The organism is Agromyces tropicus, from assembly GCF_039531345.1.
Taxonomy (GTDB): Bacteria; Actinomycetota; Actinomycetes; order Actinomycetales; family Microbacteriaceae; genus Agromyces; species Agromyces tropicus.
The window spans coordinates 175,457-188,017 of sequence record NZ_BAAAPW010000002.1; the positions used below are offsets into that span (position 1 = coordinate 175,457).

Sequence of the window (12,561 nt, forward strand, 5' to 3'; positions counted from 1 at the left end):
CCCCTCCCCCGGCGTAGCGTCGGGCGCAGGAGGGGTCATGATCGAGTCCGCATTCCCCATCGTCGAGGTGCCCGACATGGAGGCCGCCCTGCGGTTCTACCGTGACGCGCTCGGCGCGACGGTGGTGTACCGCTTCCCGCCCGACGGCGAGCCGCTGTTCGCGACCCTGCAGGCCGGGTCGGCGCAGCTCGGGCTCGGCCTCGCCGAGGGGGCGACGGCCGGCGAGGGCGCCGGCATGCTGCTGTGGTTCTACGTCGACGACGTCGACGCGACGACGCGGGCGTTGTCCGACGCCGGGTACCTCGTCCTGGAGGAGCCCTCGGACAGCGAGTGGGGCGAGCGCGTGGCGCTGGTCTCCGACCCGTTCGGCACGCGGGTGCGGCTCGGCCAGCCGATCGCGCCGCAGCCCGACGAGGAGTAGCGCGCGGGCGCCCCGCGGCGCTGCCGCCGACTCAGTCGCGCGGGTCCGCCTCCAGGACGACGACCTCCACATCGGCGCGGTGCACGAAGCCGAGCCGCTCGTACAGCGCGATGGCGGACCGGTTGCGGGCGAACGCGTGGAGGAACGGCGTCTCGTCGCGGGCGAGGATGCGCCGCGCGACGGCGACGCTGAGCGCCGCGGCGAGGCCTCGGCCGCGATGGTCGGGGTGCGTGCAGACGCCGCTGAGCTCGGTGTGCCCGTCGGGTCGCATACGCTCGCCCGCCATCGCGACCAGCGCTCCCGTCCCGGGGTCGCGGACGCCCAGGAAGCCGCCGAGCTCGTGCGTGCGCGGCTCGAACGGACCGGGCTCGGTCAGCCGCGCGAGCGCGAGCATCTCGGCGGCGTCGGCCGCGCCCAGCTCGAGCACGTCGGGCGGGGACGGATCCCGCGGCGCGACGAGTCGGTCGAGCACGAGCTGCACGCCCGGCGCCCGCAGGCGCTCCGCGGTGCCGGGCGGCACGGGCGCGGGCGGCGCCTGCAGCAGCACCGCGCGACCGTGTGCCCGCACCAGGCGGCCGAGCGCGGCGAGGTGGTCGGGTTCGTCGCTCCCGACGGCGGCGAAGGGCCCGACCTCAGGGTCGTAGCGCCGCGCGAGCCCGTCGCCGATCGCGAATCCCCGCTGCCGCCCGGCGAGGGCGCCCCAGGCGGGCCGGTCGAGCGGATGCCGCGTCACGGCGCCGACCCTTCGGCGCCGGGCCGCGCTTCAGCGGCGCGCCGGTCGAGCGGGCGGTCGTCCAGCCGGCGCTCGAGCCCGCCGACCTGCTCGAGGAACGACCCCTCGAGTCCGGCGCAGGCCTCGGCGACGGCGGCGTCGATGCGTGGCCACAGGTCGCGTCGGGCGCGCTCGACGAGCTCCGTGCCGGCGGGGGTGAGGGCGACCGCGCGGCGGCGCCGGTCGCCCGGCTCGGTCGTCACCTCGACGAGGCCGAGGTCGGCGAGGCTCGTCACGGTGCGGGTGACCCCGGGCTGGGCGACCCCGAGCGCCTCGGCCAGCTCGCCGACGGTCGCCGCGCCCTGCTCGAGCGCCGCCAGCACGGGGAACCGGCTCGCCGGGAACCCGGCGCCCTGGGCGCGGATGAACTGCGACGTCTCGGCCTGCATCCGCTCGCCGAGCCGCTTCAGTCGCGATCCGAGCGTGAGATGCCCGAGTTCTGCGACGAGGTCGTCGACCATGCCGTCCTCCTCAGTTCGATAACAGGTTATATATCGGCATATGGAATCGCAACCGCGCGAGCGTAGGATCGCCCCGTGGTCCCCGCGTCGAACCTCTGGGCATTCGTGCTGGCCTCGGTGGTGCTCATCCTCATCCCGGGGCCGAGCGTGCTGTTCGTCATCGGCCGTTCGCTCGCCCTCGGCCGGACGGGCGGACTGCTCAGCGTCGTCGGCAACGCGGCCGGCATGCTGCCGCTCGTCGCCGCCGTCGCACTCGGCGTCGGCACGGTCGTCGCGCAGTCGATCGTGCTCTTCACCGCGATCAAGTTCGCCGGGGCGCTCTACCTCGTGTACCTCGGCGTCCAGGCGATCCGGCACCGCGGCGACGCGGCCGACGCCGTCACCCGCCAGGTCGCCGCACGATCACCGTGGCGGCTGCTCGGCGAGGGATTCGTCGTCGGGGTGACCAACCCGAAGACCATCGCCTTCTTCGTCGCCGTCCTGCCGCAGTTCGTCGACTTCCGCGCCGGCGCCATCCCGACGCAGATGGCGATGCTCGGCACGGCGTTCGTCGTCCTCGCGCTCGCGTGCGACTCGGTGTGGGCGCTCGCGGCCGGCTGGGCCCGCGACTGGTTCGGGCGGTCGCCGAAGCGCGCATCGCACCTCGCGGCCACGGGCGGCGTCATGATGATCGGACTCGGCGGCGTGCTCGCGCTGTCGGGGAGCAAGCACTGAGAGGGTCCGCACCGAGGATCGGAGGAACCATGGCGAAGGCACGGCAGTGGAGCGACCTCAGCCGGGGTCAGCAGGTCAGGGGCATCGTCGGCGCCGTCATCCAGCTCGCGCTCGCCTCGGCGGCGTGGAGCGACCTCGCGCGCCGTCCGGCGGAGGACGTGAACGGCAGGAAGTGGGTCTGGGCGATCGCGATCGCCGTCAACTACGTCGGCCCGATCGCGTACTTCGTGTTCGGGCGCCGGGTCGACTGACGCCGCGGCAGGCCCGCCGGTCGCGCCGGAGCCGCTCAGTCGCGGTTCACGGTGCCGACCAGGATGCCCCGCGCGAGCGCGTGGCCGAAGCAGCGGATGCCGAGCACCGCGGGCGTCGCGTCCGGGTCCAGGTCGAGGCTGGGCACGTCGAGCGCGTGCACGACGAACACGTAGCGGTGGACGCCGGTGCCGCGCGGCGGCGCGGCGCCGCCGAAGCCGCGGACCCCGTCCTCGTTGCGCAGGACCATCGCGCCCTCGGGCAGCGGAGGACCGCCCGGTGCGCCGACGCCCGCGTCGAGGCTCGTGGTCTCGAGGGGGAGGTTGAGGACCGCCCAGTGCCACCATCCCGATCCGCTCGGCGCGTCGGGATCGAGGCAGGTCACGGCGAACCCGCGCGTGCGCTCCGGGAAGCCGTTCCACGACAGCTGCGGCGAACGGTCCACGCCGCCGGCCGCGTGCGCCCACTGCGGACGCGCGAGCGGCCCGCCGTCGGCGAAGTCGGTGCTCGCGACCGTGAACGACTCCACCGGGCGGAGCTCCTGCAACGCGTCGTAGGGATCCACGTCGAGCATCTCGAACCTCCTGGTCGGCGACGTCCGGGCGGACGGCCCGGTCGGCGGTCGGGGTCAGGGTACGTCCGACCGGATGCCGCCCTCCGCGCACACGCCGCGTCGCGGCATCCGCCCAGCCTGCGCCCCTAGGATCTCGGGGTGCCGCTGCCCAAGATCCTGCTGTTCTACGTGTTCACCCCGCTCGCCGACCCCGAGGCGATCCGGCTCTGGCAGCGCGACCTCGCCGAGTCCCTCGGGCTGCGCGGTCGCGTGCTGGTCTCGAAGGACGGCCTCAACGGCACGCTCGGCGGCGAGATGGGCGCGCTCAAGCGCTACGTCCGCAAGACCCGGGACTACCCGGGCTTCCATGGCCTCGACGTGAAGTGGAGCGAGGGCACCGGGTTCGACGAGGGCGGCCGGAGCGTCGACTTTCCACGGCTCAGCGTCAAGGTGCGCGACGAGATCGTGTCGTTCGGCGCGCCCGGCGAGCTGCGCGTCGACGCCGACGGCGTCGTCGGGGGCGGCACGCGGCTCTCCCCGGACGCGCTGCACGAGCTCGTCGAGGACCGCGGCGACGAGGTCGTCTTCTTCGACGGCCGCAACGCCGTCGAAGCCGCGATCGGGCGGTTCCGCGACGCGATCGTGCCGCCGACCGAGACCACGCGCGACTTCGTCGGGCTGCTCGACGCCGGCGCCTACGACCACCTCAAGGGTCGGCCCGTCGTGACCTACTGCACCGGCGGCATCCGCTGCGAGGTGCTCTCGAGCCTCATGGCGAGCCGCGGCTTCGGCGAGGTCTACCAGCTCGAGGGCGGCATCGTCCGCTACGGCGAGCGCTTCGGCGACGACGGACTGTGGGAGGGCTCGCTCTACGTCTTCGACGGCCGCGGGTCGGTCGACTTCAGCGACCACGCGGCCGTCGTCGGCGCGTGCGGCGCGTGCGGCACCGCGACGAAGCGGACCGTGAACTGCACGGATGCCGCCTGCCGGACGCAGCTCGTGCGCTGCGAGTCGTGCACGCCTGCGCAGTGCGCCGAGCACGCGGCGTCCGCCGCCTGACCGGGCCGGCCGACGACGCGTCGGCGATCGGGCGTAGCGTGTGCGCATGGTCCCGACGCTCTCGAGGTCGCAGGCGCGCCGGATCGCGGTGCGCGCCCAGGCCCTGGAGGCGGAGCGGCCGGCCGACGTGCTCGACGTCGTGCGGCGGCTCACGTTCATCAAGGTCGACCCGGTGTCGGCCGTGGCACCGAGCGCCGACGTCGTGCTGTGGAGCCGGCTCGGCGAGGCGTACGACCCAGCGGACCTGACCCGGGCCCTCGAGGTCGACCGCACGCTCTTCGAGCTCGACCTCATGATCCGGCCGATGGAGGACCTCCCCCTGTTCCGGCCCATCATGCGGGCCGCGCCCGCATACGAGCGGACGCGGGACTGGCTGGCGGCGAACGCGACGTTCCGCGGCGACGTCCTGGTCCGGCTCAGTGCCGAGGGGCCGCTGCCCGCGACGGAGATCCCGGACACCTCCGCCGTGCCGTGGTCGTCGACGGGGTGGACGAACGACCGGAACGTGCAGCGCATGCTCGAACTCCTCGGCGATCGCGGCGAGCTCGCGGTCGCCGGCCGGCGCGACGGGGCGCGGCTGTGGGACCTCGCGGAGCGCGTCTACCCCGCGGCCCCGGCGGCCCTCACGGACGACGACCTCGACGACGACGCCGCGTACCGGCGCCGCAACGAACGGCGCCTCGCGTCGCTCGGCATCCTCCGCGAGGGTCGCGGCTCGAGCTCGCCCGGGGAGCCGATCGACACCCGCGGCATCGGCGAGCCGGTGCAGGTCGAGGGCCTGCGCGGCACCTGGCGGGTCGATCCCGAGGCGCTCGCACGCGTCGACGAGCCGCTCGCACCCCGCACCGCCCTGCTGTCGCCGCTCGACCGGCTCGTCTTCGACCGGCGGCGCCTCGGCGAGCTGTGGGGCGTCGAGTACGTGCTCGAGATGTACAAGCCGCGCGACCAGCGTCGGTGGGGGTACTGGGCGATGCCGATCCTCCACGGCGATCGCCTCGTCGGCAAGGTGGACGCGACCGCCGACCGCGAGGCGGGCGCGCTGCGGGTCGACGCCATCCACGAGGACGAGCCCTTCACCCGGGAGGTCGTCGAGGCCGTCTTCGGCGAACTCGACTCGCTGGCCGCCTGGCTCGGGCTCGAGGTGGCGGGCCGTGCGGTCGGGCTCGGCTGAGCCGCGTGCGGGCGACGCGGGTCAGGGGTCGCCTGCGCGCCATCCGCCCGCGCCCGAGACGCCGTCGAGCAGCGACACCGCGAAGCGGTCCACGTGGCGCGCCTCGTTGGAGAGGGCGATCACGGCCTGCCCGGCATCCCGGTCGACGAAGAAGGCGGCGGCGAAGCCGCTCGTGATCGCCCGGGTCCCGGTCAGGGTCCGATCGCCGTCGCGGGCGAGGAACCAGAGGTAGCCCATGTGCTGCTGCGAGTTCGGGCCGTCGGCCATCGACTCGAGCGCCGGGCTGTCCGTGAACGGCCCGTCCAGGACCGCCCGGGCGAGGGCGATGAGGTCGGGCAGGGTGGCGTGGAGCCCGAACGTCGGGCCCCAGCCGGCACCGGTCCACGCCTGCGCCGGCTCCCCCAGCGGGGTGAAGCCGCCCGCATACGCCGTCGAGACGGCGGCCGGGTCGGCGGGCACCTCGGCCCCGTCCATGCCGAGCGGGTCGAGCACGCGCTCGCGCACGAGCGTCGCGTAGTCGGTACCCGCGGCCGCGGCGAGCGCGTGGCCCAGCAGCGCCGCGCCGAGCGAGCTGTACACGGCGCGCCCGGTCGGCTCGGCCGGTTCCCGGGCGGCGAGCGCGAGCAGGTCGTCGACGGAGAGCAGCGGGAGTGCCCGCCCTCTCGACACGGCGTCGCGGATCGAGATCAGCAGCGCCTCGTCGCTCGTGATCGGCGGAAGGCCGGCGCGGTGGGTCGCGAGCTCCTCCAGCGTGCGCGCCGCCACGGGGGCATCGCCGAGCGGGAGGTACCGGCCGACCGGGTCGTCGAGCGCGACCTCGCCGCGATCGACCGCGATCGGCAGCAGCAGGCCGGTGAGGAGCTTGGTGATCGAGCCCACCTCGAAGACCGTGTCCTCGTCGGCGCCGACGTATCCGGTGTGCAGGCGGTCCCCCTCCACGATCGCCGCGGCCGCACGGTCGCGATCGTCGTCGAAGTGGCTCTCGAGCTGGCGGATCAGGCCGGGATCGAGCTCGTCCTCGTAGAACTCGATGCAGCCCGTGAGCGCGAGGGTGCCCATGGCGAGCACCGCGACGAGGGCGGTGCGCCGCAGCCGAACGGCGAGCTGCACGCCCATGCTCGCAGGCTACGCCCGCTCGGGGCCCGCGTCACCGGACCGGACGTCCCGATCTCGGCTGACGGGCGTACGCGCGCGCGGCGCGACTCGAGAGCGCGAGCAGCACGATGATGTCGAGCGCGACGGTGACGAGCGTCGTGCGCACCGTCACCTCGACGTCGCCCGTGAACGACTCGGTGGCGGCGAACGTGATGTTGATCGTCGAGAGCAGCATGACGACGATGCGCGAGAGGTTGCCGCCGAACCAGATGCGCACCGCGAGCACGGCCTGCACGGCGAGGATCACGCCCATCACGACCAGCACGACCACGAGCGCGAGCTGCGACACCTGCTCGGACTGCAGGCTCGCGTCGGCGTCGACGTCGAAGTCCGCCTGGAGCACCTGGTCCCACTGGATCGCGAGGGCCGCGAGCCACACGATGCCGGCGAGGACCCTGAGCACCACGACGCCCGCGCCGAACGCCGTCGCGCCGGGCCGCGGCATCCGGGTCGGCACGGGTTGCGCCTCGGCCAGCCGCAGCGGCGGCTCGAAGGCGATGCGCTTCTCGACGCTGCGGGCGGCGGACGGCGCCGCAGTCGCCGGAACGGCCGCCGGAACGGCCTCCGTCGATCGCCCGTCACCCGGCCGGTCGGCCGGCACGCCGACGACGACCACGGGCAGGTCGCCGTCGGTCCGGATGGTGTCGCCCCCGCCGTTGCGGGAGTGGTACCCGGTCGAGAAGTCCCGGAGCACCTCGAGCCGCGCGTCGGGCACCGCCTCGCGGACCGTCGCCACGATGTGGTCGCGCTCGATGTCGATGTCGGCGTCGATCTTGTGCGTGACCTGCAGCGTGAACAGCGAGAAGCCGACCGCCCGGTCGAAGGTGCCGGCGGCGAGCCAGTCGACGCGGCGGCCGCCCGGCAGCAGCCAGCCCTCGGGCGTCCGCCAGAACCGGACGTGGTGGCGCTTCGCCGGGTTGCCCGCGACCTCCTGCTGGTAGGCGAAGTCCTGCATGCGGCCGAAGAGGAAGAGCGGGCTCACCGGCGCCTCGTCGTAGCTGCGGCGCGTGATCGTCGAGGCGATGATGCGCCAGCTCGACGCGAGCGTGACGTCGTCCGCCCGGGTCCAGCCGGCCGCCTGCATGGCCTCGTGCAGCGCCTGCTCGGGGCCGTCGAACGCGAGGTTCACCGGGTCGCCGAGCAGGCCGTCGCTCGTACGGGTGCGCCCGATGAAGTAGTCGGGCACGTAGATGGTCGTGAGGATGCGGTGCAGGCGCGGCAGCACGAGGTAGGCGAGCACGAGCCAGAAGACGAGGAAGAAGCCGATGCCCGCCCAGCCGAAGCCGAAGGACTGGTTCAGCAACAGCCACGCGAGCCAGACCGCCGCGACGCCCGCGTAGACGAAGAAGAAGCCGTCGAGCATGCGCGTGAACGACAGCCGCGGCGGCAGCGGGGGCGGCGGGCGGTCGTCGACGGGCGTCGCCGTCGTCGCAGCGACGTCGCCCGGATGCGGCGCCGCGGCGGGGTCGCCGTCCGTCCGACGCGTCGCGCGCCGGTCGTCGGCCGAGCCGCGCTCCCGCATGCCTGCATGCTAACCCGGACCCTCACCGGGCACGCGCGTGCCTCGCTGCGCCGCGCAGGAGGTGCGGCCGGTCGGGCCGGGCGGCCCGCGCAGGAGGTGCGGCCGGTCAGGCCGGGCGGAACCCCGACGTCTCGGGCGGGGGCGCGTGGCGGATCATCAGGTGGCGCGTGACCGAGTAGTCCAGGAGCGGCTCGATCGACATGTCCTTGCCGAACCCCGAGCCCTTGACCCCGCCGTGCGGCGCCTCGGAGGCGATCGGCAGGTGGTCGTTCACCCACGTCACGCCCACGTCGAGCGACTGGCTGACGCGCATCGCGCGCGCGACGTCCGAGGTCCACACCGAGGAGGCGAGGCCGTAGGCGCTGTCGTTGGCGAGGCGGATGCCGTCGGCCTCGCCGTCGAACGGAAGCGCGACGAGCACGGGCCCGAACACCTCGCCCTGCACGATCTCCGACGACTGCGGCGCGCCGACGAGCAGGGTCGGAGCGTAGTACGCGCCGGTGCCGTCCAGCGCGTGCCCGCCGACGAGCGCCTCCGCGCCCTCGGCGACGGCCCGCGTCACGAAGCCGTCGACCCGGTCGCGGTGGGCTCGGGAGATGAGCGGCCCGATGTGGGTGTCGGCGCTCATGGGGTCGCCGGTGACGATCTCCGCGAGCGCCTGCCGCAGCGCGGCGACGCCGTCGTCGAACACCGACCGCTCGAGGTACACGCGCGTGGCGGCCGTGCAGTCCTGGCCGGTGTTGTACGTGGCGCCGAGTGCGACGGCCTGCGCCATGGCACCGAGGTCGGCGTCGCCGAACACGATCACGGGCGCCTTGCCGCCGAGCTCGAGGTGCACGCGCTTGACGCCCTCGACGGCGCCGCGCATGACCGCCTTGCCGGTCCGGGTCGACCCGGTCACGCTCACCATGTCGACCTCGCGGTGGGCGACGAGCGCCTGCCCGACCTCCGCGTCGCCGGTCACGACGTTCAGGAGCCCGGCGGGCAGCCCGGAGCCGACCGCGAGCTCCGCGAGGCGGAGGGTCGTCCGCGGGGTGGCGGGCGCGGGCTTCACGATGACCGCGTTGCCCGCGGCGAGCGCCGGACCTGCCTTCCAGATCGCCATGATGAGCGGGAAGTTCCACGGCGTGATGCCGGCGACGACGCCGACGGGGCGTCGCGTGAGGATCGACGTGTACCCGTTCGACAGCGACCCGGCACCCGTGCCGTCGAGCGAGCGCGCCGCTCCGGCGAAGAAGCGCAGGTTGTCGATCGCGAACGGCAGCTCGCCGTCGAACGCCGTCGTCCACGGCTTGCCGGAGTCCTCGACCTCGAGCCGCGCGAGCCCCTCCGCGTCGGCCTCGATCGCGTCGGCGAGCCGGAGCAGCGCGAGCGACCGCTCGCCCGGTGTCTTCGCCGCCCAGTCCGGCTGCGCGGCGCGGGCCGCCTCGGCGGCCTCGTCGACGTCGGCGAGGCCCGACTCGCGGTACGTCGCGACCTCCGTCTCGGTGGCCGGGTTCGTGATGACGGCGTCGTCGCCCGTGCCGGGGCGGTACTCGCCGATGAACGTGCCGGTGGTGGTCATGGGGTGCCTTTCGGGGTGGATCGGGCGGCCGGCGCCGGTCGTCGGCGCCCGGTGCGTCAGGAGTTGAAGCCGAGGCCGAGGCGGTCGAGCGTGCGCAGCCAGAGGTTGCGCCGCCCCTCGTTCGCGTCGGCGGCGAGGATGCTGCGCCGCGTGTACTGGATGATCGGGTTCCGGAACGGCTCCGGCGGGATGGGGAACGGGCGGCGGCGCACGATGTCGAAGCGCAGCCGCGAGGTGGGCTCGCCCGAGAGCAGGTCGAGCGCGACGTCGGCGCTGAACCGCGAGGCGCCGACGCCGAGGCCCGTGTGCCCGACCGCATACGCGACCCGGCCGCCGCGTGCGGTGCCGTACGCCGCGGTGAAGCGCGTCGTCGAGTCGATCGGGCCGGCCCACCGGTGGGTGAAGCGCAGGCCCTCGAGCTGCGGGAACGTCTCGGCGAAGTGCCGCGCCAGCAGCGCATGCGAGCCGCCCTGCTGCTCGTAGGCCGGGTCGACCCGACCGCCGCGGTGGTAGACCGCGTCCCACCCGCCGAACAGGATCCGCCCGTCGGCCGTGGGCCGGTAGTAGTGGAACTGGTTGCCCGCATCGGTCAGGCCCTGGCCCTCGGCCCAGCCGATGGACGCGCGCTGCGCGGGCGTGAGCGGCTCGGTCATGAGCACGTGGTCGTAGAGCGGCATGAGGTACGACGCCAGGCGGCGCAGCGGTGCGGGGTACGCCGCGGTCGCGACGACGGCCGCCCGCGCGAGCACCTCGCCGCCGTCGGCGCGGACGCGCACCCCCGCGCCCTCGCGGTCGATGCCGGTCACGCGCGAGGCGTCGTGGATCCGCGCGCCGCGCCGTTCGAGCTCGGCCGCCATGCCCCACGCGAGCCGCGCCGGGTCGACGAGCACGGTTCCGGTGCGGTCGCGCAGCCCGGCCAGGTACGTCGGCGAGTGCACGTCGGCCTGCACCTCGTCGCGCGCCTGCAGCTCGAGGTCGACGCCGTGGCGTGCACCGAGTTCGGCCGCCTCGCGCAGCCCCTCGACCTGCCACGGCTCGACGGCCAGCGTGGTCTTCCCGACCCGGAGGAGGTCGGCCTCGATCCCGGCCGACCCGATCGTCGTCACGAGGTCGGCCAGGTTGCGCTCGCCCTCCTCGTGGAGCGCGGCGACCTGGTCCGGCCAGACCATGGTGCCGTGCGCGAGCCCGTGCGTCAGCGACGACGCGACGAACCCGCCGTTGCGGCCGCTCGCGCCGTACCCGACGCGCTCGGCCTCGAGGACGACGACGGATGCCGCGTCGCCGCGCTCGAGCGCCCGCCACGCCGTCCACAGCCCGGTGAACCCCGCCCCGACCACGACGAGGTCGGCCTCGTGCCGCCCGTCCAGGGCCGGGCGCGTGGCCGGCGCCTCCGGACGGTCGGTCCAGTAGGGCCGCGGTGCGGCGTCCGCGAGCGCCGCGCCCGCGGCATCCGCGAGGGTGTCGCTCACTCGCCCTCCGCGGCCGCCGCGCCGGCGCCCACGCCGACGGGCACGCCGACCTCGGCGATGATCCGGGCGGCCGTCGCGACGCCGTGGCGGGCGCGGATCGCCTCGCCCGCGGCCGCGCACCGCGACCGCAGCCCGTCGTCGGCCAGGATGCCCTGCACCGCGGCGCCGAGCTCCCCGGCGGTGAAGCCGTACGTGTCGAGCCGGCGCCCGTAGCCCTGCTCGTCTACGCGCTGGGCGTTGTCGTACTGGTCCCAGAACAGCGGGAGCAGGATCATCGGCTTGCCGAAGTGCATGGCCTCGGTCGTCGTGTTGTTCCCGCCGTGCGTGATCACGAGGTCGGCGAGCGGCAGGAGCCTGGTCTGCGGGAGGAACTCGGCGCCCCACATGTTGTCGGCGAGCTCGAACTCGTCGTGGAGCGGACCCTTCGAGACGATGACGTTGACGGGCAGCTCCGCGAGCGCCGCGATGACGCGCTTCATCAGGTCGACGTCGGCCGATCCGAGCGAACCGAGGCTGAAGTACACGAGCGGACGGCTGCCGTCGGTGAAGGCCGCGGGGAGGTCCTCGGGCGCCGCCTCGGTCTCGCGGACCGAGGAGTCGAGCCGGTGCCAGGTCTCGTCGAGCGGGCGCCGGTCGGTGTAGTCGAGTTCCTCGGGGAACACGTAGAGGTTCGCGTCGCCGCGGTGGATGAACTCGAGGTCGGGCAGCGGCGGGGCGCCCTGCTCCTGCACCCAGGCGTCGAACGACTCCCAGAGCGGGCGGTGCGTGCGCTCGTACTCGGCGCGGAAGGCCGCCCACCCCGCACGGTCGTCCTTCCCGAGGCCGGAGAACACGGGCGCGATCTCCTCGCCGGGGATCTCGAGCGGGTTGCAGCTGACGATCCGGACGAAGGGGACGCCGGCGGTGACGAGCGCCGGGAAGGTGAGCACGTTGTCCTCGATGATCACGTCGGGGCGGACGCGCGCGATGATGTCCTGCAGCTGCGGTTCGCAGAACTTCGCGCCCGTGACGAGCTCCTCCCAGATGGGAAGCGTCACCGTCTCGAGCTGCTCGGCGGTCGTCTTGCGGAACTCGGGCGCGACCTCCTTGATGTAGTCCTTCCAGAACTGGCCGGCGTCCTGTTCGACCTCCTCCCCGTCGGCGGGCTCCTCGACCGGCGCGAGGTCGACGAGGTCCTCCTCGAAGCCGAGCGCGGTGAGCTTGCCCTGCCACGAGCGCTCCGCGGCGAACACGACGCGGTGGCCCTGCTTGACGAGTTCGTTGGCGATGCCGATGCAGTTGTTCGTCGGGCCGTAGGCGCTCTCGGGCATGAAGAGGAAGGTGCGGCGAGCGTCGGACATGGCGACTCCGTTCATCGATTCTTTGCAGCAGGTTATAGAGAATTCAGTACCGAGGGAACCCTGTCCTCATCGGACGTTTCGGGCTAACATTGCGGAGCGGTGCAGACAATC

The 12,561-nt window shown here is 74.1% G+C and carries 13 protein-coding genes; 5 read left to right on the top strand and 8 right to left on the bottom strand.

Going from position 1 to position 12,561, the window contains the following annotated elements:
• The first annotated feature begins 37 nt into the window (after positions 1-37).
• A complete protein-coding gene (locus ABD230_RS06565) occupies positions 38-421 on the top strand; it encodes a VOC family protein (RefSeq protein WP_344370659.1) in 384 nt (127 codons plus the stop codon).
• 31 nt (positions 422-452) lie between these two features.
• Here ABD230_RS06565 and ABD230_RS06570 read toward each other — a convergent pair whose 3' ends face one another.
• Positions 453-1,154 (bottom strand): GNAT family N-acetyltransferase, encoded by a 702-nt coding sequence (locus tag ABD230_RS06570; protein WP_344370662.1) that lies wholly within the window; start codon positions 1,152-1,154, stop codon positions 453-455.
• Positions 1,151-1,654, bottom strand: coding sequence for a MarR family winged helix-turn-helix transcriptional regulator (locus tag ABD230_RS06575; RefSeq protein WP_344370665.1), 504 nt, complete (start codon positions 1,652-1,654; stop codon positions 1,151-1,153). Before ABD230_RS06575 ends, ABD230_RS06570 begins: the two co-directional genes overlap by 4 nt.
• Before the next feature lie 75 nt (positions 1,655-1,729).
• Here ABD230_RS06575 and ABD230_RS06580 point away from each other — a divergent pair, with 75 nt between their 5' ends.
• Positions 1,730-2,368: a LysE family translocator gene (locus tag ABD230_RS06580; protein ID WP_344370668.1), complete on the top strand. Its 639-nt coding sequence runs from the start codon at positions 1,730-1,732 to the stop codon at positions 2,366-2,368.
• Positions 2,369-2,397: 29 nt separating this feature from the next.
• Positions 2,398-2,619: a PLD nuclease N-terminal domain-containing protein gene (locus tag ABD230_RS06585; RefSeq protein ID WP_344370670.1), complete on the top strand. Its 222-nt coding sequence runs from the start codon at positions 2,398-2,400 to the stop codon at positions 2,617-2,619.
• A 35-nt stretch (positions 2,620-2,654) separates the two neighbouring features.
• Here ABD230_RS06585 and ABD230_RS06590 read toward each other — a convergent pair whose 3' ends face one another.
• Positions 2,655-3,191, bottom strand: a complete 537-nt coding sequence (locus ABD230_RS06590; protein ID WP_344370672.1) for a YbhB/YbcL family Raf kinase inhibitor-like protein — start codon at positions 3,189-3,191, stop codon at positions 2,655-2,657.
• A gap of 138 nt (positions 3,192-3,329) precedes the next feature.
• Between ABD230_RS06590 and trhO the strand changes: the two genes are divergently transcribed.
• Positions 3,330-4,229, top strand: a complete 900-nt coding sequence (trhO, locus tag ABD230_RS06595) for an oxygen-dependent tRNA uridine(34) hydroxylase TrhO (protein ID WP_344370674.1) — start codon at positions 3,330-3,332, stop codon at positions 4,227-4,229.
• Positions 4,230-4,275: 46 nt separating this feature from the next.
• Positions 4,276-5,400 carry a DNA glycosylase AlkZ-like family protein gene (locus ABD230_RS06600; RefSeq protein WP_344370678.1) on the top strand — a complete coding sequence of 375 codons (1,125 nt, stop codon included), beginning with the start codon at positions 4,276-4,278 and terminating at the stop codon, positions 5,398-5,400.
• Positions 5,401-5,421: 21 nt separating this feature from the next.
• Here the strand turns inward: ABD230_RS06600 and ABD230_RS06605 are convergent, their stop codons facing one another.
• The 5 genes from ABD230_RS06605 to ABD230_RS06625 all read right to left on the bottom strand — a co-directional run bounded on the left by ABD230_RS06605 (position 5,422) and on the right by ABD230_RS06625 (position 12,450).
• Entirely contained in the window at positions 5,422-6,516 is a 1,095-nt protein-coding gene (locus ABD230_RS06605; protein ID WP_344370682.1) for a serine hydrolase domain-containing protein, read from the bottom strand.
• A gap of 31 nt (positions 6,517-6,547) precedes the next feature.
• Positions 6,548-7,918, bottom strand: a complete 1,371-nt coding sequence (locus ABD230_RS06610) for an LssY C-terminal domain-containing protein (RefSeq protein ID WP_425546214.1) — start codon at positions 7,916-7,918, stop codon at positions 6,548-6,550.
• A gap of 265 nt (positions 7,919-8,183) precedes the next feature.
• Entirely contained in the window at positions 8,184-9,641 is a 1,458-nt protein-coding gene (locus ABD230_RS06615; RefSeq protein ID WP_344370687.1) for an aminobutyraldehyde dehydrogenase, read from the bottom strand.
• Between the two features lie 56 nt (positions 9,642-9,697).
• Positions 9,698-11,110, bottom strand: a complete 1,413-nt coding sequence (locus ABD230_RS06620) for an NAD(P)/FAD-dependent oxidoreductase (RefSeq protein ID WP_344370690.1) — start codon at positions 11,108-11,110, stop codon at positions 9,698-9,700.
• The gene (locus ABD230_RS06625) at positions 11,107-12,450 is read right to left on the bottom strand and encodes a glycosyltransferase (RefSeq protein ID WP_344370693.1); all 1,344 of its coding nucleotides are present in this window, start codon (positions 12,448-12,450) and stop codon (positions 11,107-11,109) included. The genes ABD230_RS06620 and ABD230_RS06625 overlap by 4 nt, the downstream gene beginning before the upstream one ends.
• Positions 12,451-12,561 lie beyond the last annotated feature (111 nt).